Source organism: Psychromonas sp. SP041 (genome assembly GCF_000470315.2).
Classification (GTDB): Bacteria; Pseudomonadota; Gammaproteobacteria; order Enterobacterales; family Psychromonadaceae; genus Psychromonas.
In genome coordinates this window covers 1-25536 of record NZ_CBRF02000030.1, presented here as the reverse complement: position 1 = coordinate 25536, position 25536 = coordinate 1, and the positions used below count along the sequence as shown (strand labels likewise).

20 protein-coding genes and 1 riboswitch are annotated in these 25536 nt (G+C 34.1%); of the genes, 13 read left to right on the top strand and 7 right to left on the bottom strand.

Annotated features, from left to right (window positions below; genetic code table 11):
• Nucleotides 1-546 precede the first annotated feature (546 nt).
• Nucleotides 547-2133, top strand: a complete 1587-nt coding sequence (locus SP041_RS15380; RefSeq protein WP_025564379.1) for a polysaccharide lyase family 7 protein — start codon at nt 547-549, stop codon at nt 2131-2133.
• Nucleotides 2134-2353: 220 nt separating this feature from the next.
• Nucleotides 2354-3859 (top strand): MATE family efflux transporter, encoded by a 1506-nt coding sequence (locus tag SP041_RS15375; protein ID WP_025564381.1) that lies wholly within the window; start codon nt 2354-2356, stop codon nt 3857-3859.
• A gap of 219 nt (nt 3860-4078) precedes the next feature.
• Here the strand turns inward: SP041_RS15375 and SP041_RS15370 are convergent, their stop codons facing one another.
• Both SP041_RS15370 and SP041_RS20890 read right to left on the bottom strand, forming a co-directional pair.
• Nucleotides 4079-5809, bottom strand: coding sequence for a bifunctional protein-serine/threonine kinase/phosphatase (locus SP041_RS15370; RefSeq protein ID WP_025564383.1), 1731 nt, complete (start codon nt 5807-5809; stop codon nt 4079-4081).
• Nucleotides 5810-5975: 166 nt separating this feature from the next.
• Nucleotides 5976-6152, bottom strand: coding sequence for a hypothetical protein (locus tag SP041_RS20890; protein WP_170968562.1), 177 nt, complete (start codon nt 6150-6152; stop codon nt 5976-5978).
• A 623-nt stretch (nt 6153-6775) separates the two neighbouring features.
• Between SP041_RS20890 and SP041_RS15365 the strand changes: the two genes are divergently transcribed.
• Nucleotides 6776-9142, top strand: coding sequence for an EAL domain-containing protein (locus tag SP041_RS15365; protein WP_025564385.1), 2367 nt, complete (start codon nt 6776-6778; stop codon nt 9140-9142).
• 685 nt (nt 9143-9827) lie between these two features.
• Here SP041_RS15365 and SP041_RS15360 read toward each other — a convergent pair.
• The 3 genes from SP041_RS15360 to SP041_RS15350 all read right to left on the bottom strand — a co-directional run bounded on the left by SP041_RS15360 (nt 9828) and on the right by SP041_RS15350 (nt 12492).
• The gene (locus tag SP041_RS15360) at nt 9828-10613 is read right to left on the bottom strand and encodes an LEA type 2 family protein (RefSeq protein ID WP_025564387.1); all 786 of its coding nucleotides are present in this window, start codon (nt 10611-10613) and stop codon (nt 9828-9830) included.
• A gap of 525 nt (nt 10614-11138) precedes the next feature.
• Nucleotides 11139-11870, bottom strand: coding sequence for a DUF1499 domain-containing protein (locus SP041_RS15355; RefSeq protein ID WP_025564389.1), 732 nt, complete (start codon nt 11868-11870; stop codon nt 11139-11141).
• Between the two features lie 130 nt (nt 11871-12000).
• A complete protein-coding gene (locus SP041_RS15350; protein WP_025564390.1) occupies nt 12001-12492 on the bottom strand; it encodes a MarR family transcriptional regulator in 492 nt (163 codons plus the stop codon).
• A 136-nt stretch (nt 12493-12628) separates the two neighbouring features.
• Here SP041_RS15350 and SP041_RS15345 point away from each other — a divergent pair, with 136 nt between their 5' ends.
• Nucleotides 12629-13819, top strand: coding sequence for a multidrug effflux MFS transporter (locus SP041_RS15345; protein ID WP_025564392.1), 1191 nt, complete (start codon nt 12629-12631; stop codon nt 13817-13819).
• Nucleotides 13820-14028: 209 nt separating this feature from the next.
• Here the strand turns inward: SP041_RS15345 and SP041_RS15340 are convergent, their stop codons facing one another.
• Nucleotides 14029-14613: a hypothetical protein gene (locus SP041_RS15340; RefSeq protein WP_025564394.1), complete on the bottom strand. Its 585-nt coding sequence runs from the start codon at nt 14611-14613 to the stop codon at nt 14029-14031.
• A 343-nt stretch (nt 14614-14956) separates the two neighbouring features.
• Between SP041_RS15340 and SP041_RS15335 the strand changes: the two genes are divergently transcribed.
• The 5 genes from SP041_RS15335 to SP041_RS15315 all read left to right on the top strand — a co-directional run bounded on the left by SP041_RS15335 (nt 14957) and on the right by SP041_RS15315 (nt 19305).
• Nucleotides 14957-15826, top strand: coding sequence for an MYG1 family protein (locus SP041_RS15335; RefSeq protein WP_137297916.1), 870 nt, complete (start codon nt 14957-14959; stop codon nt 15824-15826).
• A 305-nt stretch (nt 15827-16131) separates the two neighbouring features.
• On the top strand, nt 16132-16302 hold the full coding sequence (locus tag SP041_RS15330) for a DUF1315 family protein (RefSeq protein WP_137297915.1): 171 nt from the start codon (nt 16132-16134) through the stop codon (nt 16300-16302).
• A 62-nt stretch (nt 16303-16364) separates the two neighbouring features.
• Complete coding sequence (locus SP041_RS15325; RefSeq protein WP_137297914.1) at nt 16365-16721, top strand: hypothetical protein; 357 nt, start codon at nt 16365-16367, stop codon at nt 16719-16721.
• Between the two features lie 182 nt (nt 16722-16903).
• Entirely contained in the window at nt 16904-18289 is a 1386-nt protein-coding gene (locus tag SP041_RS15320) for a class II fumarate hydratase (protein ID WP_137297913.1), read from the top strand.
• 557 nt (nt 18290-18846) lie between these two features.
• Nucleotides 18847-19305 carry a hypothetical protein gene (locus SP041_RS15315; protein WP_137297912.1) on the top strand — a complete coding sequence of 153 codons (459 nt, stop codon included), beginning with the start codon at nt 18847-18849 and terminating at the stop codon, nt 19303-19305.
• 315 nt (nt 19306-19620) lie between these two features.
• Here the strand turns inward: SP041_RS15315 and SP041_RS15310 are convergent, their stop codons facing one another.
• Entirely contained in the window at nt 19621-21522 is a 1902-nt protein-coding gene (locus tag SP041_RS15310; protein ID WP_137297911.1) for a methyl-accepting chemotaxis protein, read from the bottom strand.
• Between the two features lie 606 nt (nt 21523-22128).
• Nucleotides 22129-22217, top strand: a riboswitch (cyclic di-GMP riboswitch).
• A gap of 76 nt (nt 22218-22293) precedes the next feature.
• Between SP041_RS15310 and SP041_RS15305 the strand changes: the two genes are divergently transcribed.
• The 4 genes from SP041_RS15305 (at nt 22294) to SP041_RS15290 (ending at nt 25376) form a co-directional block, all read left to right on the top strand.
• Nucleotides 22294-23709: a fibronectin type III domain-containing protein gene (locus SP041_RS15305; RefSeq protein ID WP_137297910.1), complete on the top strand. Its 1416-nt coding sequence runs from the start codon at nt 22294-22296 to the stop codon at nt 23707-23709.
• Between the two features lie 231 nt (nt 23710-23940).
• On the top strand, nt 23941-24276 hold the full coding sequence (locus SP041_RS15300; protein WP_137297909.1) for a hypothetical protein: 336 nt from the start codon (nt 23941-23943) through the stop codon (nt 24274-24276).
• 268 nt (nt 24277-24544) lie between these two features.
• Nucleotides 24545-24787, top strand: a complete 243-nt coding sequence (gene nrtS, locus SP041_RS15295; protein WP_137297908.1) for a nitrate/nitrite transporter NrtS — start codon at nt 24545-24547, stop codon at nt 24785-24787.
• A gap of 82 nt (nt 24788-24869) precedes the next feature.
• Nucleotides 24870-25376, top strand: coding sequence for a hypothetical protein (locus tag SP041_RS15290; protein ID WP_137297907.1), 507 nt, complete (start codon nt 24870-24872; stop codon nt 25374-25376).
• The last annotated feature ends 160 nt before the right edge of the window (nt 25377-25536 follow it).

Genomic DNA, 25536 nt, shown 5'->3' with positions numbered 1-25536 from the left:
GCGATGTCATTAACCATATAAAGATTTAAAGTAAATAAGTGTAGAGGGGGAAATATTAAGTGGCTATTAATAATGGTGTTCGTTGCATTTTAATAATACAAATGAATCCCTTTGTATTTTGCATTTACTTTTACAACTACTTTCTTGGGAACAAATGACGATGGAAAAATAGATTAGTTTTAGAACGTATTCTATTTGAAAATATAAACGGTATTTTTAACAAAAAATAGGATGGGTCCGAATAACCTATTTTAGTTAAAAACCGACGAACTAATTTATGATTTATCGCTCTAGGTGCCTAATATATAGGCGTTAGGTTTTTTAATTAAACTTTCAGTAGATCTAACTTCTTGCGAATTTTATGCTCAAACTGAGATCTAGTTTAGACTTTCTGACAATGTTCAATACTTACTAGAAAAACTTAATGTAGGCTTATAAGCAAGAAATAAAGAGCACCATCTGCAGATTTAGTCGATATAAACAATGATTTTATACAGCTTGAAATTGCATTTGTTACATCATTAAATAATATAAATAAGGGTTCCAATGAAACACGGAAAATTAAGTTTATTTTTAAGTACTTCTATTGCTGTTGCATTATCGGGTTGTGCTACTACAGCAGATGCGCCAACAGGTCCAATTAACTTAGCAGGTACTCAAGCGGCACTAACCGTTGTTGCTACAGAATCTAGTGTTCATGACGGAAATGGCCCAGATCGTTTAATCGATGGTGACATTTCAACACGTTGGTCAGCAAGTGGTGATAATGCTTACGCTACTTTAGATTACGGTCAAGTTGCTGAATTTGATGCAGTGCGTATCGCTTTCTCTAAAGGTCATCAACGTTCTAGTAATTTTGATATCTTAGTGAGTGAAGATGGCAAAACATGGACAACTGTTCTTGAAGGTATGGCGTCATCAGGTAAAGTTACATCAATTGAACGTTTCCCATTTACTGCCGTTAAAGCGCGTTATATTAAATACGTCGGTCACGGTAACACTAAAAACATGTGGAACAGTGTTACTGAGTTTTATGCAGTAAATTGTGCCGTTAATACTTGTCTTCCAAATGAATTTATTACTGATGATGTTATTGCAGCCAATGCAGCAGAAAACAAAATCTTAGATAAAGCAGCAAAAGCTAAAAAAGCAAAAGAAAAAGCTAAAATGAAAGCATTGCGTTTAGGGGACTTCGGTACGCATGTTCCTTTGAAATGTGATTCAGCAGTTTCTGATTGTAGTAAAAAAACATGGTGGGATGTGCCACTAAAATCACCAACAATTCCAGCGGTACCATTAGCAGGTAATAAACCAGGTGAGAACTTTGACTTAACAACATGGTATTTATCACAACCATTTGACCACGATAAAAATGGCAAGCCTGATAATGTTGATGAATGGTACTTAAACCAAGGTTACGAACAACCTGAGTTATTTTATACGGGTGATGATGGCGGTTTAGTGATTAAAACATTCATTAAAGGAACTCGTACCTCTAAAAATACTAAATACACACGTACTGAAATGCGTGAAATGTTACGCCGAGGAGATAAGTCTATCTCTACTAAAGGTGTTAACAAAAACAACTGGGTATTTGGTAGTGCGCCAGAAGCTGATCTTGAAGCCGCTGGTGGTGTAGACGGTACGTTAGATGTAACAATGAAAGTAGATAGTACAACTTCTACAGGTGAGTTAGGTCAAGTAGGTCGTTTCATTATTGGTCAAATCCATGATCAAGATGATGAGCCAATCCGCCTTTATTACCGTAAATTACCAAACAGAGACACAGGTTCAGTTTACTTTGCACATGAAAATACACTTGAAGGTTCAGATAACTACTTTAGTTTAGTAGGCGATTTAAGTGGTGAAGTTGATGATGGTATTGCGTTAGGTGAAGTATTCTCATACCAAATTAAAGTTGAAGGCAACACAATGACTGTTACAGTAAAACGTGATGGAAAAGATGATGCAGTTCAAGTTGTTGATATGAGTAAAAGCGGTTATGACCAAGGTGGTCGTTACATGTACTTTAAAGTAGGTGCATACAACCAAAACAACACAGGTGACCCAGAAGATTTTGTACAAGCTACTTTCTACAAAATTAAAACATCACATGATGAATACAAAAAATAATAGTTAGTTAATTTTTTAACCTCATTTAAGCCAGCATCTTGCTGGCTTTTTTCATTTCTAGCCTCGTCACCTTGTTTGATATCCACTATACTCATCTGCTTTAACTTTATTTTTATATAATTTCTCTATTATTTAGTCACGAGCCGCTCAACCCAATATCGTTTTACTATTGAGCCTTTTGATTTTCATACTCTCTTGTTTTGTATTTGGAATTTAGCTTATGGCGAAAGGAAAATTTGTTAGCGGTAATATTTTTAATCATATTATTGTTATGTCATCAACGAATGCGATCGGATTAACGGCGTTGTTTATTGTTGATTTAGCTGATCTCTTCTTCATTAGTTTGCTGGGTGAAACAGAACTCGCTGCTGCGGTTGGTTATGCAGGTACAATTGCCTTCTTTACAACGTCTATCAGCATTGGTTTATCTATTTCGATGACTGCTTTAGTATCAAGGGCGATAGGTCAACAAGATAGAGAAAAAGCCCGGCGTTTAGTGATTAACATTTTAGTCTCAGGTTTTATCGTCGGCGTTATTATTGCGGGGTTAACTTGGTATTTTGCACCTGAATTGGTTAGCTTAATTGGTGCTCAAGGTGAAACGCACGATTTAGCAGTAAGTTATTTACGTATTCTATTGCCTTCTTTACCTGTGTTGTGTGTAGCGATGAGTGCCGGTGCTGCTTTACGTTCTGTTGGTGATGCCAAACTTGCGATGTATTCAACATTAGCAGGCGGTGGTGTGAATGCGGTATTAGATCCACTGTTTATATTTGCTTTTGGCTTAGGCTTACATGGTGCTGCTATTGCTTCTGTTATTTCTCGGTTTGCAGTTGCTTGGGTGGCGTTATACGGTGTTACACATATTCATAAATTAATGGGGAAATTTGATTATAGTAAGTGGCTGGCGGATCAAAAAGAAATATTTAACGTGGCTATTCCTGCGATGAGCACCAATATCGCGACCCCTTTAGGTAATGCTTATGTCACCATGATGATTGCCTCATTCGGAGATAGTTATGTTGCTGGTTGGGCTGTTATAGGACGTTTATTACCGGTTGCTTTTGGTATGATCTTCGCTATTTCTGGTGCGGTGGGCCCTATTATTGGACAAAATTTTGGTGCGTTATTATATGACCGTGTGCGTCTTACTAATAAACGAGCACTGCAATTCACCGCCGCTTATGTAGTGGTGATAGCGGCAATTATCGGTCTATCTAAAAATTATATTATTAGTGCTTTTGGGGCACAGGGTGATGCCGCAGAAATGATCGACTTTTACTGCACTTGGTTATGTATTGTCTTTATATTTAACGGTGTGATGTTCATTGCTAACGGCACCTTTAATAATTTAGGATACCCGAGTACTTCTACCGTCATGAATATAGGTAAAGCAACGATTGGTACCATTCCATTTGTTTATTTTGGCGGTGAATGGTTTGGTGCTTTAGGGGTGGTTGCTGGCCAAGCAGTAGGGGCAGTATTATTCGGCCTGATTTCATGGTTCTGGGCACAACGCATCCTGAATAAATTAGGGATGAATGAACAAATTAATAACAATACTGAAGAGGATCTAAACCTGACCTCTGCTTTACCGCTAACACCGTTCTGTTCTAGCCGTATTTACATGTGTGCAGATAGCGAAGAAAGCTTAACTGAGCAGCAATATAATACAGATAATAATGAAGCCGACCTTAGCAATAAAAGTGATAATAAAAATAAATAAACAGGGCGTTATTTTAAGCATACCAACATTAGTATCTACAAGCTAAAGGGAGCTCTCAGTACTTTTTAGCTTATGGATACATTACTTTTAGCTATACAACACTGTGTATTGCTAAAGGAGTAGGGTGTAGAAATAGCCTCAATATTTTGATTAACGCTTCACTATACTTATTTCACTATATTCATTTCATAAATAACGTTTATTGCAAATTGCTTATGATTACCCATTCAATATAAATAAAAGAATACAGATAATAGCGCTCAGTACGGCAGATAGACCTTTCCAAAATAATAATGGGTCTCGTTCTAATAAAGGCGGGCGAATATTATTTAAAAATGCTTTACTAGGGTTTCGTAAATCATATAAAAACTCAGATAATTCATGATAGCGATCTTGTGGGTTAGGATTAAGTGCTTTCCAAAGTGTATCGTCTATCCAGGCTGGTATTTCACGGTCATCATCAAGAACAGAACGATATTGTAGGCGCTTTTGTGCTGATTTGGTTTTAGCGCGAGCAACTTCAGCTCCAAAGGGAAGCTTTCCTGTTAGCATCTGATAAGCAATCACACCTAATGAGAAGATGTCTGCATTGCTTGCCGCCAGCTCACCTAGAAAGTATTCAGGTGCAGTATATTGAGCTGTCCCTAAGTTATCTTGATGCATTAATGGTGAATTTATTTCCATTAGGCCAGCCACTTTAGTTGAACCAAAATCAATTATTTTTACTAAACCATTGTTGTCGATCATAATATTTTCTGGTCGTAAGTCTTGGTGGATCATTTCTTGTCGGTGGAAAGCTAATAGACCTTTCGCTATCTGTTCAATAATGACTCTGACACTTTCTAAATCGGGTTTTGGATTATCAATCATCCATTGCGTGAGCGTTTGACCTTCAATAAATTCGCTAGCGACGTAAATAAAATGACGTTCACGTATTTGTAAACAAGGCTTTAATACATGTGCATTGTCGATGCGACGCGCTATCCACTCTTCCATTAAAAAGCGTTCTAAATAAGCGGGGTCAGAAGATAAATCCGTTGAAGGTGTTTTGATTACCACTTTTTGTTGGCTTTGGTTATCAATGGCTAAGTAGATATGGCTGCGGCTACTATCGTGCAATGTATCTATAATTTCGTAGCCATCAAAGTGCATACGCGCGTGTAAAGTAGGGGGGAATGGCAGTTCAGTGAGTTGTGCATAAACCTCATCGGAAGTTTGACTTGGTAGATTAACAATATCAATTATTTGAAGGGTTAGATTATCGTCACTTCCTTGCTTTAGTGCATTGTCTGCAATTATTTCACAAGCTTTCGTTAAATCTTGTTTATAGCTATTAATTGTTTCAATCATAAACGCTTCATTATTGTACTCATATATTCCATCTGTCGCCAGAATGAAAACATCGCCAATTGCTAGGTTTACGATATTATAATCCATCTCAACATAAGCACTTATTCCCATTGCTCTGGATAGATAATGTTGATCTTTAGACACCCAATGACGATGATCTTCCGTTAATAACTGCAGTTTATTATCACGCAGTAAGTAGATACGTGAATCGCCAATATGAAAAAGGTGGGCTGTCGTTGACTTGATAATAAGCGCACTAAAAGTACAAACGTATCCTTTGTCTTTATTAAAGCGGTGATGGCTCTTTTGGCTTTGTGAGTATAACCAGGCGTTGTTGGCGACTAAAACTTGTTGTGCAGACTTTTTCACCGACCAGGTTTCTGAAGTACAAAAATAGTCTTCGAGAAACGACTTAACACTTACTTCACTGGCTACTTGGCTAACGTCACTGCTACTGATGCCGTCAGAAATTGCAATGGCGATACCTTTACTGGTTAAAATAGGTTCTTGTGGAATGTAAATACCATAAGCGTCTTGATTGACTGGCTTTAATCCCTTATCTGAATATTCCCCAACTGAAATCTGTAATTGTGTCGACATTTTTCATTCCTTTGAAAAGCTTTATTGAAAATTTAAGACTTTTTTAATTTTAATATTTTTCAATTTTAACGAGTGTTAAATTAACGACAAAAAGCTATATTTTATATTAACAAGTATGGCTACACTAAACTAAGAGGTTTCATTAAATTGAATTAATGACTTATTTTTAAGTTTTAGATGTTGAGTTTTTTAATGCCGCTGAAATTCTGAACACTGTCGCCAATAATAATATTATTCCAATAATAAAAAAGTGAAATAGTTTGTCGCGTAATGAAATGAGCCTTTTAGATTCAACAATATTGGCTATTTTTGTTACAAATTCAAAAGAGGTTAAATAAGACATAACTTTCCTTTTTTATTAAATTAAACAACTTCTTTCCTGTGAATGATTACGATGACTGCAACAATTATTCCAATATAAATATTATTCTTATCTTATTGATATTATTTAACTTAATTTTATATCTTTATATTTTATTAAAAAACCATCTGAAAATCGCACCCTAAAAGGGCATAAAAACAGTCTTTTATATGACATTTTTAATTTATCTTCTTTTGAAGAAATCTAGGTTGTTTACAATAAGAGTATGATTAAAAGCAAATTGTTAATCATTACTTTCATTTAGAGTTGAAGGAAGTAAATAACATTTTGATAATATAGGTAATTTTTACAATTATATTTAATGTCAAATATATATAATTTATAAGTTGGATTTATATCCAATATGACAAAGGCCACATGTTGGCCTCTATTGATTGTTAATTAATTAGTATAGACTGAATTTACTGCTCTTTATATGTGTATAAAACAAACTAAGATGATGATTATTAATACAACTTAATCCGTCTTAGCCTTTTTAAATATTCTTTAATAAGTAAATTTAAGAGGTGGGTAAAGAAATAATAAAGTCCAAATCTGAGCATTCGGTTGTTAACACGATATAAATATATGGAAATAAATACATAATGAAGAGTCTTAAAAACAAAATATTTTTGTTATTTGTTTCTATATTATTAATGGTTCAGGGAATTGCATTTTGGACGTTATACCACGCCAATAAAAATCAAGAAGATGCTGAAATTAAAAACCGTTTAACCATGGGAATAACTATTTTTACTGAGTTATTTGATCGACGTTTAGCCTATTTGTCAGCTTTTACTCATATTGCAGCAAATGATCATGGTGTAAAAAAAGTATTTGATAACGAAGATATTCGACATTTATTACTTTCTTTGAATAATAATAGACAACGTATTAATACCGATCTTGCAATGGCGATTTCTGTTGATGGTGTTATTACTGGTCAATTACAGCGACATTTTATACATTCAACACCTTCACCTGAAATAATCGAATCTGCTAATAGAAGTACTATTCAAGCAGGGCATGAATTAGGTCTTCAATTTCGTTATCCAAGCTGGCTAACCTCTAGTCAACAATCTCAGATATATATTATCGATAATGTGCTTTATCAGATCAGTATCTCACCGATTAAATCGGGCTCCAAAAATGTTGGCTGGTTGGCTTTTGGTTTTGAAGTTAATCAGGCATTAGCAAATGAATTTAAAAGTATTACTCATTTACAAACTGATTTCATTTTAAAAGAACAGGGTGAATTTACGCTCACGGCTTCTTCAAAACAAAATGTTAAAATGAGTAATAAAGAAAAACTAGTATTAGCTAAGCTAGTTAATCAAAATATTACCCCTGAGCAATATATTGCAACGTATACCACTATCTCTCAGTTTAATAAGAGAGAGTTAGGGGTTTATATGTATAGTTTACGTGAGAATATTGTCTCCTTACTAGAAGAGCAATGGTTACAGATTTTGTTGTTGGCAGCATTAACACTTTTTGCTTCATTATCTGGTGCTTATTTAATTGCTGCTTCTATCAGTAAACCAATTAACAGGTTAGTCGCTCATGCAAAAAAGATTGCGGCAGGCCATTTCGAACAAAAGATTACGTTCACAGAGAAGAATGAAATAGGGCAGCTTGCTAATGAATTTAATCATATGCAACTCGCTCTTGCACAGCGTGAAGAAGCGATTATTCGTCTTGCTAATCACGATCTTCTAACCGATTTACCTAATAGACATAGACTCAATGAAGTGTTGTCTGAATTGAAAAATGAGCACTTTATGATGGTGCATTTAAACTTAAGCCGTTTGAAAGATGTTAATGCAACATTGGGTTACGATGTAGGTGATCTTGTGATTCAAACTCTCGCTATTCGTTTACAGGCTATATCTCAACAGCAGCATGTTCAATTATTAGTACATTTAGGCGCTGATGAATTTATATTAATTTTGGATACAATGGAAATTAATGGGGTTAGTGCTCAAGTTAATAAAGCGTTAGAAGATGTGTTTTGCTTTCAAGGTATTAGTCTTCAACTACAAGTGAGAATGGGTATTGCTTTCTATCCAGAACATACTTCAGATGTCACTCGATTAGTGCAAATGGCAGATACTGCCTTACATCATACGCGAAACAACGGCAGTCTAATTCAAGTCTATCAGCCTAATTTAGACATTAATTCAGTTGAACGATTAAATTTGATTAACGATTTAAGACAAGCGATTCCTTGCAACCAATTTGAACTTCATTTCCAGCCTAAGTTATGTTTATATTCATTAAAAGTAATGCATGTAGAAGCATTAGTGCGTTGGACACATCCAACACTTGGTATGATTCCACCAGATAATTTTATACCCATTGCAGAGAAAACAGGGCAGATAGAAGGGCTAACTCGTTGGGTATTTGTCGCGGCATTGATGCAATGTACTGAATGGAATAAATTAGGTCTTGATATTAATATTTCTGTTAATATTTCTGCTGAGAATTTAAAAGAACCTGATTTTTATGAATTTGTTTGTAAAATGATGACAATTCAAAACATTAAACCACAACAAATCACACTCGAAGTAACAGAAAGTTCTGTTGTAGATGACCCTAAATCTGCTATAAAATTATTAGGTAAATTTAAAGACTACGGTTTTAGAATTTCCATTGATGATTATGGAACAGGCTACTCTTCATTAGCACAACTTAAGCAACTACCGGTCCATGAGTTAAAAATAGATAAATCATTTATTCAACGCCTTGAACATGATATTGATGATCAAATTATTGTTCGATCTACTATTGATTTAGCACATAACATGGGGCTTAAAGTCGTTGCAGAAGGTATTGAGGATGAGTTCTCATTATTATGGTTAGCTCAATACAATTGTGAATTAGCACAAGGGTATTTCATCAGCCGACCTAAGCCTGCTAGTGAGTTAACGCCTTGGCTTCTAAACCCACCTAAATTTACTAAATCAATATAATGAAAATTAAGGTATAGGTCATAGAGTATAACGCTGAACGTTAGCCATGAAGCCTGGCATTATATGGCTCTTTTGTGCAAGCTGACTGATGTTACTGTTTATTGCTATGACCATTGGCATGACTATAGCTATCATAATAAACAACCGCTTTATTTTTTCGGGTGAAAGGGTTTATTTTTCATTAACATCTTAAGTTAAGCACCAGCTTAATTTATGATTTTATTCTAACTGAGTTGAGCTTTTTACTCTTAACATAAGTGCGCGTGAAACTTAACGTTCATACTTCATACTTCATACTTCATACTTCATACTTTATACTTTATGTTGTTCTTATTATTTATTAACTCAATTAATACCAATTATATTAAATAAGTGATCTAAATCTGCGCAGAAAAATGATTTATTTCAAGATGTAAGTTGAGGCCTTTCGAAGATTCACTCTGTTAATCATCTGTCGAAGATTTAACTAAATGAGGTTAATGCTTTAATGGTGGTTCCCTTTATGAAGCAAAGAATGGGATACCTGAATCTGCTAGATGTTTTATCGTTGTTAGTAGATGTTCGTTTGAGCGAGAGGTAGGTTGATAAGCTATGTTTAGTCGGTTTAGTGATTTCATACTGCCATCACCATACAACTATATAACCAGAGAGCTGCAATATCGACACTCTCTGGTTATTTTGTTACTTAACGAATAAATGACGATAAGTTAATTGTTTGATCATAAGACTTTGTAAACAACGGTGATGTAATTTCAAAGTGTAATGGTAACTCAGGGCTCAACAATAATGCGAAGACATTACTGAACATATCACTTGGTTTAATAGTTAATGGTAATTGAAGGTTACTTTTACCTTTCGTTATTTTTTGGCTACTTAATGCGCCTTTAAATAACTCACTACCTTTCGAAGACACAGAGTAATTAACATCATCTAACGGCAAACTGAAATCATTTTGATTATCAACATCCACACTTAATATAATATCTAATTGGCTAAAGCTTGCGTTTACAACCTTAAGATCGGCAATTGAAACTTCTGGGATATAGATGGTTGCAGAACGTTCAAAAGGAATCGCTATACCTAATGAATTTACATTACCTTTAATCTGATAATCTAGTTTTCTTTCTTTAAATAAAAGCTGCTGTAAAGATGTTAATGTTTCTTTTGTTAAAGCAAGTGACAGACTAACATCTTTGTTTCCATTTGCAGGTAATGTACCAATGGCATCAGTTTCACCATCTAACATCTTTTCATCGTTTAATGAAAGTTCATAAGTCACGCTATTTATCGGTAACGAAAATGCATTACCGTTTACAATATTAAATGTCGGGTTAAGCTCAATACGGTCCATCGACACTTCACCAATCGCAAATGACTTATAGTTAACATCCGGTTGTTTTACGTAATCTTTTATTACGCTACAAGCTGTCAACATAGTTACTGTTGTTACGATCATAAGTTTTTTGAACATAATTTTTCCTGTGATAAAAATAATTTATTTTAATGAGTTTAAGTTTTATATTGATCTTAACTGGATTATATCAGATTGTTTATATTGATTAATGCGATAAAAATAAATGTTTAATAATATAAGAATGATCGATGCGCTATATGGTGTTATATAGCGAAGATGACTATGTAAAAGGTGACTTTCTACAAGTTAAGTAAGAGCCATCACAACTATAGTTAACCTCAATTCTGATTAATGAAAGTGGAATTATATTTAAAACCATAAAGTTATATTTTTTATTATAGATAGCGGTTAGTTTTACGTAGTTCAAGGCGAATTATTGATAGATAATTTAACGTAGAAATCTGCGGACATAGCGGTGTTGTATCGCTTTGCTTATCCAGAGATGAGGTCAGTTATTAACATGATGATTAAATGAATATTATCTTCGCTGTTTTATGGTTTAGGTAATTATTTTAATTACATGAGATAAATGGCCACGGTTAGCGTAACCATTTTTGTATGTAATTAGATTTTAATTAGCAGTTAGTTAGAGAATTTTTTTGTAAATTCAGTAATACGTTTTGCATTAACACCTCTGTCACCACGTCCAATACGAGAGACACTTCTAATATCAATACGACTACCGCTTTCTTCGGGTGATACTCTGATAACAACGTCATCTGCAAAATTAAAAAATGCAGTTCTTGCTGTTGCTTCGAGAGTATATAGATCTGCGTTTTTAGCGACAATCTGCCAACCCATTGAATTTGCAATTGTTACCGCTTTATCATAGGCCTGTCCAGCAGAGAGGTTAGAGATAAGTGGTTTAATATTAGGAAACGCTTTTAATTGTTGTTGAGCAATTTCTTCGCCACCATACACTAAGGTATTTTTTGAACCTGGACGTTGATCAGTTAAAAAGATGAACTGCGGTGGTGTTTGAGTATCAGTCGTAATATCGTGAATAGGCGGATAACGTGTTGGTTCATTTATAATATTCGCTATCGCTGGACCTAAGATCATTAACCCTAATACCAACGCTATTAATGACTTTACCGCTGATTTAAATTGCTTACCATATAGAGTGAATACTAATGAAATGGTTGCCGAAACAATGACGATATAACCTAATATATTGTTATAGCTTCTACTTGCACCAAAACCGACAATGGGCTCCCATAAGCCAATTGAAGATCCAAATACCATTAATGCCGCGATTAACAGACAAATGACTGCTGCGAATAACACCGTATTACTTAAGTCTATTCTTTTCATAAATCTCTCTTCTTGATTTATTTCATTGGTTTTAAAGTTGATATTTACTCATATCATTTTATTTTTATTGCTTTACTTTACATCAACTTACTTTTATTAGGTCAGGTACATTAAGTTATGCTCCATTAAGTTACTCCCAAACATTGATGATTTTTTCTAATAACGTATTTAATTGTGTTTTTTCATTTTCGCTTAATATTGACATTCTTTTTTGTTCATCAGTATGTAATTCGACAATAACTTTATCAATTAAGCGCTTACCGGTTTCTGTTAATTGAACGAGTCTTCCGCGTTTATCGTTAGGGTTATCAATACGTATGATCAAACCAGCCTCGGTGAGACGATTTAATACTTTAGTTAACCCGCCTGAACTGAACAACATAGCAGTAGATAACTCTGTGGGTGTTAAGCAATGCGGCTGGGCTTCTTTCCTTAGTGTTTCTAGTACAGAAAATTCAGCCGGCTGTATAGTGTAATGACTTAATACTTGTTCAAGATTACGGTGTAAATAAGTGCTAATTCTATGAATACGTAATATTTCAGGTGATAAACCTTCATTTGAATCGGGCCAATTATTTTTGGTTTTAATTAATATTTCACTAACAGGTGTTCGTTTGATCATAAGGTTACCTCTTTTACTTATTCAATATACCTTGCTAGAAAGGTAAAATACACTTATTATTAGCTTTCTAGAAAGCAAAATAGAATCAATAAGCAAACAGTTTAATCGATAAATGCAAAGTGAGTTAAGAGGTTTTATGAACAAATATATATCAGCACCATTATTATTTTTATTAGCGGGTATTTCTGCATTAACTCCATTTGCTACAGATGGATACTTATCTGCGATTCCAGTGATGGCAAAAGATTTAAATACAGATATCTCGATGGTATCCATTACGGTTAGCCTTTATATTTTCGGTTTAGCAATAGGGCAGTTAATGGGTGGGCCATTATCAGATCGCTTTGGTCGTAAATCGATTATTGTACTGGGACTTGTCATATTCAGTATTGCTAGTTTTTTTATTCCGTACGCGACTTCTTTAGAAATGCTATGGGTGGTTCGAATTATTCAAGCCATCGGTGGTGGTGTTGCTGTGGTTGGAGTGCCTGCTATTATCCGTGATAATACAGTTGGCAAAGATTCAGCTCGGTTGTTTTCATTAATTATGCTGATCACTATGTTGGCACCTTCTATTGCACCTTCTGTGGGAACTCTTATTTTAAAAGCATTAAATTGGGAGTGGATTTTTACTTCATTATCCGTAGTGGGAGTCATTGTTACAATCGCGGTTGTGATTATTATGCCAAAAGACGTTAAAGCGACTAATAACATTAAAGGCGGTGGTTATTTAAGTGTCTTTAAAGAAAAAAGGGCATTAGGCTATTTAGTGGCACAAGGCTTTTGTTTCTCTGTGTTAATGACATTTTTAACCAATGCACCTTTTGCTTACATAGAACATTTTCAAGTGAGCGAAACTTTCTTTTCAGGCTTATTAATTTTAAATGTATTGGGTGTATCGATTGTGAATAGAATTAATCATCATTTATTACATCGTTATGAGCCAAATCAATTATTAACATTATTCTTAAGCGTGCAGTTAATTGGTATTGCTGTTTTAGTTATTGCGACTGTCTTTTTTCCTGATAATTTATGGTTTACTGTGGCAGGTTTTGTACTTACGACTGCAACAATTGGCGGCGTTATACCTAACGCTAGTGCCTGTTTTATGCATTACTTTGGGAAGAATGCTGGCATTGCGGCTGCAACGTTAGGAGCGACACAATACATATTAGGTGCTGTTGTTAGTGCTGTTGCGGCAATATTAAGCCATGATTCATTGTGGCCAATTGTATTAATTATGATGACCGTAACGCTAATTGCGCTTCTTGGAGCGACTTATCGCTCTCAACCACAATTAGCTTCTGATTTAGAAGAGCAAGTGTAAAGACAGTATTAGAAAAGAAGTTAAGTACTTATTGACGTGGGCTTATACTTTGTTGAGGATAACCCCTCTATGTAAATAGAGGGGGATTTTTAAATAAACGCAATGATTAGAGAAACATTAATTACTTTTTATCTCGACAGCTAATTACTTTTTTAAATCAATCTGACTGCTATTTATCTATTTATCTATTTACCTATTCAATTATTAAACTATTTACCTACTAACTTTTTCAATAAACTGCTAATAATCGACATAAAACTGACTGTTTCAGCATCTGCTGAACTAGCAGCACTTTCTGCTTTAATTTCTTTTTTGTTCTCTGGGATTGCACGTATCATATCCGTTAAACTTTCTTCATCGAAAATGAACCCATCATTTTCGCCTTCTTGGGATTCATATTTATCGATTAACAAATCAAGTAGATTAACGATAGTACTAGGTTTGTTGTGTGAACCTATATTATCAAAGACGGCGCCATCACCTAATTCAACAATTCTACGGCGAGGACGGAATTGACTTTTACGTTCACTTAATTCTTTCCACGTTAGTTTATTAACGGTAGTTTCAATTTTATGATCATTCTTCCAATAAAGCGCATCACGACCAATGATTAAACCTCTATGGAACTGAGTAAAAGAGGTTCGCATTGCTGCCAATACATATTCATCATCGGGAATGTCTAGTACCGCACGTGCATAATGCTCGATTTCACGTGGTACAAGAGGGTTCATGTTAAAGTTATTTTCCCCATGGTAATACGTTAGGATCTTAATTACCTCATCCAGCATATTCATTTGTAACTCCTTGATAAAATTAAGGTGCTTATCTTACTCGATTTATCGTTTTTAAACAGGATAAAAGCGCTATGCTCATCTCGTTTTAAGTTATTGAATAAAGGTTTATAAGAAGATGCTTGAATACTGGTTTACTTTCACTGCTATTTGAATAAACCATTGTTCATATAGCGATTAAAATAACGGCTTATTTAAAGCATCTTTGTTGATTAACAATGCTGCCTGTTTTTGTTAGCTATCATAGTATAGAATCCACTTTGTAATTTTTATTTATTAACTATTTAAAAACCATCAATTCAACATTCGTGACTACTTCTTATCTCTTTCTAAAATGACATAAAAAATGACTCAAACAACTATAGCAACGCATAACGGTAACTTTCATGCTGATGATGTTTTTAGCATCGCAGCTCTTAAAAATATTTTTCCTTCTATTAATCTGATACGTACACGTGATTTAGAAGTGATTAATAAAGCGGATCTTGTGATCGATGTTGGTGGAATATATGACGCTGATGCAGGACGTTTTGATCATCATCAACGTGGCGGTGCTGGTCAGCGTGAAAATGGTATTCCGTATTCATCATTCGGCCTTATTTGGCAGAAATATGGTGTTGAGATCTGTGAAGGAAACGAAGACCTCGCTAAATCTATTGATTCAGGTTTAGTGTCTACCATCGATGCGATTGATTGCGGTCATGTTGAAGGTGTTGCTCAAGGTATTAGCTTGAGTCAAACTATTTCAATGTTTAACCCTACTTGGCAAGAAGACAGTCATTTTGATACTTGTTTTGATGAAGCCGTTGAATTTGCATCACGTGTATTAGCTCGATTTATTGCTTCTGCGAGTGGTGGTATTAGTGCGAAAACAATCGTGGCAGCCGCGATTGATAATGCAGAAGACGCAAGAGTGATTGTGTTAGAAAAATACATTCCTTGGAAAAGAACGGTACACGCTTTATCTAAAGAAGCGCTGTATATGGTTTATCCTTCATCAACAGGGCAATGGAGAATTCAAACGGTTCCTGTTGAGCCTGGATCATTTGAAGATAGAAAGTCATTACCTGCTCCTTGGGCTGGACTGTCTGATGAAGCACTTAAAGATGTGACTGGCATTGATGACGCAATGTTTTGTCATAACGGCTTATTTATTGCTGGCTGTGAGTCTTTTGAAAGTACGATGAAAATGGCTTCAATGGCATTAGAAGCATAATATTTTAATGTAAGAGGTGGAATTTTTTCATCTCTTACTGATCTTTTAAACCCTAACCTTAACTTCAACTTTAACCCTATAACTACTGTCCCAACTTCACTTCTTATTATGCCTTTTGATATTCTATCTTTAGTTTCATGCAATGCTTATAACGCTCACACTTCTATTGTCTTTCTCTTCTGGCTTAGTTGATTAACCAAAAAACATTTGCAAATGATAATCAATTGCATTAGTGTTTTGTTAATAATTCATTGAACTGGATAAAACATGAAACATTATCGGAAAAGAGCATAGGGTGGTTAAGTTTGTTTGAACAATTGTCTTTAAATTTACCTCATGAAATATGCAAAGAATTTCGCACCGCATTAACACTGGGTTACTGGAAGAACGGTTTACAGTTAAGTGACAAACAACGAAAAATTTGTGAACAAGCCTTGTTTTACAGTGAAAATAATAAATCATCTATTATGCATTAATCGTTAAGTTACTTATTTTAATGCATTAATAGACAGCTATTAATCATAAAGGAGTCTGTTAGATGGACGCACTTCATAGAAAGATTAGATACGCAGAAGAAGTAGATAATCCATTACTCTTCTCACATTTTCTCAGCACTGACTTTAATGCTGATATCGACAATGATGGTGAGCATGAGCAGTGTCTAGTCACTAAAACTGAACAACGAGCCTGTTTATTAGCACAATTTGAGTTGTTATTGGTTACATTATCAGATCAAAGTATTCCCATGCATTGGCGCCTTCAATGCTTAGACCATATTAATAAACCTTTATTTACATTACAGCGATTAGTGGATGATGAAGACAGTGCAGAACAGGTTAAAGGTTTGTTTACTGAGCTTAAAATGATTAATCAGTCTTTATTGCATAGTCTATAGATTTTTAAATTAAAAATAACCATCTGTGATACTTAGGCTGATTCAGTTTGTCTTTAATGAACCATTTTGAATTTAATGAACCATTTTTAGTCTTATAAAAGAAATAAAAGAAATAAAAGAAATAAAAGAAATAAAAGAAATAAAACGATATTATCGAAACATCGCCATAAGAGACCATTAAAATGAAAAATACGCGTATTGAACATGATAGTATGGGTGAGCTAGAAGTCGCATCAGAAGCGCTTTATGGCGCTCAAACACAACGTGCAATTAACAACTTTCCAATCAGTGGTAATCAATTACCCAAGTCATTTATAACATCCTTATTATTAATTAAAGCTGCCGCAGCAAAAACCAATGTCACATTAGGCCAAATACCTCCAAAAATGGGGGATGCTATCGAACAAGCCGTAAAACAGCTGCTCAATGATCCTCAATTAATGACACATTTTCCGGTTGATATTTATCAAACAGGCTCAGGTACGAGCACTAACATGAATGCAAATGAAGTGTTGGCAACCATTGCTAGTGGCATCTACCGAGAAAAAGTAGGAGCGAATGACCATATCAATTGCAGTCAAAGCAGTAATGATGTGATACCGACGACTATCCATGTGAGTGCTTCATTAGCATTACATGAACATTTAATCCCTTCATTACAGCGATTAGCTAGCACCACTCGTATCAAAGCAGAGACTGTCCATCATCATATTAAAACTGGGCGAACTCATTTAATGGATGCAATGCCAATTCGCTTAAGTCAAAGTCTCAATGGTTGGGCTTCACAAATAGAACTTAACATAGTACATTTGAAAGGATTACAAACGAGCATTCAAAGTTTAGCTCAGGGTGGAACTGCAGTGGGAACGGGTATTAATGCGGATCCACAATTTGCTGCACTTTTTAATCAAAACTTATCAACCATGACTGGTGTTCATTTTACGCCTGCAGATAACTTTTTTACTCATATCGGTACTCAAGATATTGCCGTTTCATTGTCAGGACAATTAAAAGCAACCGCTGTGTCCATCATTAAAATATCCAATGATTTACGTTGGATGAATTCTGGCCCATTAGCAGGCCTGGGTGAAATAGAATTAGAAGCACTTCAACCGGGTTCATCTATCATGCCTGGTAAAGTTAACCCTGTCATCGCAGAAGCTGCGGCAATGGTCGGAGCACAAGTGATAGGTAATGACGCTGCGATTACTGTTGCGGGTCAGTCAGGTAACTTTGAATTAAATGTGATGTTGCCATTAGTGGCTAATAATTTACTGTCTAGTATTGAATTATTGGCTAATGTCAGTGTTTTATTGGCAGACAAAGCGATTAAAACGTTTACTGTTAATGAACAAAAATTAAAAGAAGCATTAACCAGAAATCCTATTTTAGTGACTGCTTTAAACCCTGTTATTGGTTATGAAAAAGCGGCTAAGATTGCAAAAATTGCTTATGCAGAAGGGCGTCCAATCATAGAGGTTGCAGATGAACACACCGATTTATCAAAAGAAGAGTTGATGGTGTTGTTAGATCCAACTAAATTAACCAAAGGTGGGATAGGCGGATAATAGAGCCTGTCCTGAAATCTGTGTAATTGCCTATCATTAACTTAATTCCATTGGTATAAGCTGCTTTTAAACGGTTTTACATTGTTTGAAAGTCGCTTATTACTCGTTATGATTTACAGGGTCTATTTTCTACTTATTAATATTGAAGCTAAGTAACCATTATCGAGTTTATTTATTTAAGCTTTTAGTATTTAGTCTTAATAAAAGTACTACCTGCTTTAGATTACCTAGCCAATAAACATCTATAAACGATTCTTGGTCAACAAATTCTATAAACGACTAAAATATCATTTACTTTCACTCTTCTTTTTATCTCTAAAATCTATACTTCGGATCTTATACATCAAATCTTATGGAGCATATTGTATGTCGTTATAGTGTGCGACTGCCTACTTACTAAACGCTTAATATGAACCTATCTATTATTTGCTCGTCCAAACCAGGTACAGAGCTGATTAATACTCTTCATTGTTTAATAAAAACTAATTAAGATCTTATTAAATGCTTTTTACGTATATTAACGTCAACTTACATTTTATGTTTTATTAGAGGATACAATGAACAATACGATTGCTACATTTATGAGAAATTTCTTCTCAAAAGTACTTACTATTATCTTTTTTGGGCTAGCGGCTGCGATTATTTTCTCTTTATTTCAACATATTATAGATGGCATTATTAACCAAGTTGACCTTACTGAGCTTTTATTAAAAGGGATTAACACTGGGATTATCGCATTGGCCGTTTTTGAATTAGCGTTAATTATTCATAAAGAATATTCTGAACCTGAGGACGACAATAAAAAAGATGCAATAGAAACATTACGTGGAACATTACCTCGTTTTATTGGCACTGTGTGCGTCGCTTTAGCATTGGAAGGGTTGATCATGGTGATTAAATACAGCCAGTTAGATTTAGCTGGCAACCTTTATTATCCAGTGGCAATTATAATAAGTACTGCATTACTATTAACGTCATTAGGTGTTTTCTTATTCTTAACTGAAAAACGTAAATAGTTCTGTTAAAAATACTGGAATTAAAAGAACAATCATTGATTAATATGTATTGATGAATAAGTCGTTAATTAGCAGTAAGAGTAAGTACTCAATGTAAAAGCTTTGTTTATATTATCGACATCGACATCGACATCGACATCGACATTAAGTTTAAGTTTAAGTCGATAATTAACAAAGCTTTTTTATGATTTCTGTTTAACAAAATAGCCGTTAAGTTTTAATCGGCTACTTAGTCATTCATTACCTCTCTATTAACCTGATTACTACTTCAATAACCATTCGTTTTATACCTGTTTAAGGCATGATTCTGAACTGTTAAGATTTAAAACGATTAACTAAACTATCTAAACGTGATGCCATTGATTTTAATAAATCAGTTGAAGATTCAATACTCTTAGAGGCTTCAGCACTTTCTTCCGTACGGTCACTAATATTAACCACATGAATATTAATTTCATTAATAACGGCAGATTGCTCTTCTGTTGCCGTTGCTATTTGCGTATTTAAATCTGATATATGTTGGACGTTTTGAACAATATCATTCAATGCTGTATTCGTTTTTTGTGCTGCATCAAGCCCCAAAATCGCTTGTTTACGACTTTTATGTACCGAATCAACCGCCATTTTTGAACCATCTTGAAGTTCAGTAATCATTTTATGAATTTCATCTGTTGAATCATGGGTTTTCTTCGCAAGATTTCTTACTTCATCAGCAACAACTGCAAAACCTCGACCATATTCACCTGCTCGTGCCGCTTCAATCGCCGCATTAAGTGCGAGTAGATTCGTTTGATCAGAAATGCCACGTATAACATCAAGCACGCTACTGATTGAATCACTACGTTTCGCTAATATCTCAATATTAGATGAAACATGTTCCATATCTTCCGCCATGTGGCTGATTGTTTGCGTTGATTCATTAACAACTATTTGTGCTTGCGATGTCATGTTCGTTGCTTCATTGGTTGTTTGTGCTGCCACGGCTGCATTATTCGCAATTTCAGCAATAGTGCTACCCATTTCATTGATCGCAACCGACACTTGGTGTGCTTCATCACGTTGTTTATCAAGTGAAAGCTTTGATATGTTCGCATCTTGATACACACTTTCAGATGCTTCTTTAATATTTGAAGACGTCTTCTTAACATCTTGAACGACAGTGCGAATATTGCCTACAAATGCATTAAATCCCTTGGCTAACTCCGCAATTTCATAAGCACCATTTTCATCAACTTTACTCGTGAGATCTCCTTCGCCTTCACCTAATACTCGGAAATTACTTGCCATTTTTTTAAGCGGTAATACGAGTTGATCGGCAAGTACGATACTGAGACCAACAAAGATGACAAGAATCACAATGAAGATGATCATCATATTATTACGCGATTGATTAAGCTGCGCATATAGTTCTGATTTAGGGACTTCAGCAATGATATACCAATCTAAACTTTCAATATAACTCGTTGATATCACATAATCACCAACTTGCTGGAATGCAAAAGGTTGTTGTGAAAACAATGCTTGTTTATCTAATTCAGGATAAATATCACTTACATTTTTAGATTCTGCAAAGTCACGATCTTTGTGTACTTTCACTAGGCCATCTTGATTAGCTAGATAAACAAATCCTGTTTCTTCTATTTTAAATTGGCGTAATAAATTTGCAATGTCAGTAAATGTTCTTGATACACCTGAAGATCCGCGACCATTGATTTGTTGGTAATTCACGAAAACATTAATAGTGCCATCACTTTCAGTATAAGTACTCGCTGATTCTGCTAAACCACTATTTTTGAATTTGTAATACCATGCATCATGATCATCATTTTTTAACGCACGAAGAAACCCATCTTGATTCCAATATTTAGCAGAATCTCGTTCAATGTACGATGCATTACTTAACGCATTATTTTTTGCTATACCACTTAAATATTCAGTGAGTAAACGATCTGTTTCATCTGAATCATTATTATCAATTAATCTATAAATAAAAGGGTTATTAGCAATGGCTTTTGTGATTGCTTTCATCTCTGCTATTTCACCATCTACGGTCTGCGATACTCGTTGAACTAAGTTCGGTAATTCTGAATTTTCTAATCGACTTAGCAATAGCTCACGCGATTTCATTTGTGAGACAACAGAAATCACACTTGTAGAGACAAAAACAGCCAGTAAGATGCTAAGAATTAATCGGTTTTTTATAGAAAGTGAACGCATAACAGCCTTAATAAAACAAAATAAATTAAGAGTCTTTGCACTTATAGATATAAGTACTTAGATCATCGCTATTTAAATCATAGCTAATTAGAAAAAGGAATATGTTGCTGGTTATGTAAGGAAATGACTCGTTAAATAACCATAAGTAGGTAGTGTATCATTTAGGTAGTTGTTAACAATTAATTTAGAATGAATTAATAATATATTTTAATTCTTAAACTTATTAAGAGGAAGTTACTTACTTTTATAATTGATCTTTCCCTTAATTCATTGTGTTTTTATTCATTTTAGCTGCCGTTAAAGTCAAAAATAGCGCTTATAGCTCATTATTTTAGTCAAGCAGTAAAAAATATTTTAGTAAGAAATACTTTAATAATTTATTAAGTCACTCGATTTCCCTATCTACATCATGTTGCCAAGGTTTTTTTATTTATCATTACTTTTTATTAACTCATTGTATTAAATGAATTATTTTTGATACATAAATTTATTGAACAATTCATTTTACAAATCATTTATTCTAAACTACCTTTTTAGGGGTATTTAGTTGAATTTTAAAAATCTTTATATGTAAAAAATATATCATTTATTTGTTTGCATGTTATAGCTAGAAAAAGGCAAAATAAGGGAAACCTTATCACGCAAAACCACCGGCCTATCGACAGTTAAATGTCCATGGCAGCGGAGTTACCGAGGCGATACCTATTATCTTCCTCCACTTTACATCTATGCAATATAGCAGAAACAAGTGATAATTTAGTGGAGGAAAAAATGAACAAAAAATCTATTGGTGTAAAAAGAAAAGTACTTATTATCACTTCATCTGTCTTAATAAGTAACCCTGTATTTGCAGAAACCTTACAAGTAAACTGGTTAGACAGTTCTTCAAATGAAGACGGTTTTATGATTGAAAAACGTCTTTTAGCAAATGAAATATTTGAAACTATTTCAACACTTTCTGCCAATACGAGTACCTATACTGATTCTGACGTTATCATCGATGAAACATATTGTTATCGTATTGTTGCGTATAATCAAGCTGGAGAAAGCCCATCTGAAGAATCTTGTTTAGCTGTTATTGGTGAAGATGAAGTGGAAGCCATTACTCCTAAAACAGGAAGTAAACCATCTACTCCAGAATATACATATATCTCTATTTCACATCAGTTTATTAGTAAACCAAGCACTATCGAACTTGGAGATAAAAAACTGTATTCATTCAAAAGTGATGAAACTTATAATGAATCTTATAGTGACAGTAGCATCGAGAATGCTGAGTTTTATGCTGAAAGTGGAAGCGTCAAAGAATATAGTCGTGATTACTTTAGTTTTCAACAAGATAGTAATGAGTTAGTTAATGGTTATGCTCGCATGGGGTTTAACAGTGGCAACAAACTATCATTCGATATGGAATCTAACGGGGCTACACAAACGGCTACTTTATATATGCAAGCTGGTGTGTGGAGTAATGAAGCCTCGTCTGTTGTAATTACTGCAGGGGATAAAGAGGAATATATTACATTGCCAAGAGGTTATTCGTGGCAGTATATTTCTGTTGATATTACATTTGACGGAAACACACCTGTTACAATCACCACTGATATTAATCAAGGTGGTTATAGTGGATTAATGTTCGCGGGTATTGTATTTAATGATGCACTTGTTGAAGAAGCAGAAGAGGTCATTCAATATGCATCACTACTTTCTGTTGATACAGGTGTTGGAACTTCAATCGATGTTACTGATATAGAGTTTATGACGCACAGTATGCAAAAAGGTAATGATGACTTTTCAGATGCCAGCGTAATAAATTTATCTTTTTATGGCGATAGCAAAACCTATAGCAATACTTATAACTTTATCAACCAAAATGGTAATAGCTACGCTGGATATAAATTTATACGTTGGAACGAAGATAATGGTATGACTGTCCAACTGCAAAGTGGTGATTCTCAAACTAATATTGCATCACTATACTTCTCCGCAGGAGCTTGGACATCTGAAACTTCTACAATAGAGGTTATCATCAATGATCAAAGTGAATTGATAGAACTGTCTTCTGGTTATTCTTGGAAAAGAATGAAAGTAGATATTGAGTTTGAAGGTGAATTAAATGTTGAAGTACGCCCTGTTGGTACTTTGAGTGGATATAGTGCATTACAATTTGCTGGTTTAACACTTTATTAAAATTATTTATTAATAAACTACTTTAATAAAAATAACTTTAAAACCGAATCTTTATGATTCGGTTTTTTTATATGCTTCATTTGTATTTGGGTATTCAATACTGCAACGTATACTTTTATTTTAAATATATTTTTGATTTATATTTCACTTTATTTTGTGTGATAATAATGACTTAACAATCAGATTAGTTATACGACGTTATTTTTTCTATCTCTTTAAATAAGGTTAAATATGGATATTTTAGTTATTCTTATCGCTTTTTTTGTTCTTTTTATCTTTACAGCGATACCCATAAAAATTAGTGCCAATATTTTAAACATTGAAGGCGCTACAATAGGTGTTTGTATCATCGCCGTTATACTTTCAATTATAGCAAGTATATTAGCGACATTATTTATTGGTGAGGGTGTATTTCCTAGTGTTATCGCCTTCATTATTACTGGCATTTTCTTTTCTTGGCTGTTCAAAACTAATACAGTGACAGGCTTTGTACTTGCTGGGATAAGTATTGGAGTACAACTCATCCTTACCTTCTTTATTGCAGGTTTAGGTTATGCGCTAATTTAATTGGCTCAAACGAAAGTAAGTTATTTAGTCAGTTATTATTAATAATTAATGGGCAGGGAGGTTGTATTGGTTAACCTAAACTCTCTACTCGTTTTATAAAATCAATTTTTTATTTTCTAGTCAAATTAAACACTGATTATTTTTGATATAAGTATGTTTATCTATCTATTTCATTCATTTATTAAATCTATAAATATTATAAGAAAACTATGTGGTTTGAATATTTTGTGTATTATTCCTAAATATTAAATAATTAGGACTATCCATCATGACGAAGCAAGTTCCCCGATTTCTAGATTTAGCCCTCACTTCAAAAGTCGTAAAACCCGCCTTGAAAGTCGCCTTATTCGTAGGAACACTACTGGCTCTAATAAATCATGGGAGTGCTATGTTACTAATGGACTTAGACATTAGTCGGCTCTTTCAGATTGTCTTGACCTACTTTGTTCCTTATGGAGTATCAACTTATTCAGCTGTTAAAGCCATACAAAGTATTGAAAAAGTAAAATAACACATATTTAATAAACTGATTAACCGCTTTTATTTTTATAAAATACGTTTGTATTTTTGTTTAGTTTTAATGGAATCTCCTTATGAAGATTATTTACCTTTTTATTTTTTTATTTTTTAATACGTTTAATGTAATGGCACAAGAAGAAGCCATGGACCATTCTCACCTGCCTATTAACGTTCCTGATAATATCGCGACGCCAGCTTTGAGTTTGCATCTCGTAAAAGATGCAATGTCTGGTTATAACCTAACATTACAATTACAACGCTATACCCTTATACCGCCACCAGAGGGTGTTTCATCGATGATGGAATTAATGAAAGCCAGTATCAATAAAAAATCTGGTTTTGTTGAAGGGCATGCTCATCTTTATGTTAATGGTATTAAAATTCAACGGATTTATGGTAAACATATTCATATAAATCAATCGTTATTTAAAAATGGTATTAATACCGTTTCAGTTACCTTAAATAATCACGGTCACATGTATTGGGTTGCGCACAATAAAAAAGTGTTATCCACTTTATATGTTGATATAGATAAAACCCCTTTTATTACCTACAAGTTTGAAAGTTTCCCTGTTAAATGACTTTTCTGTTTGAAATATTAAAAAGAGTCTAGTTAACCTCAATTCTGCTTAAGGAATTGAACTAAATGCCCACCTAGCGATCAGATCTTTCGACCAAGAACGATTTGAAAGCAACATAAGGTGGGCAGATGGATAACTTAGTGGAATTATTTTGTGATGT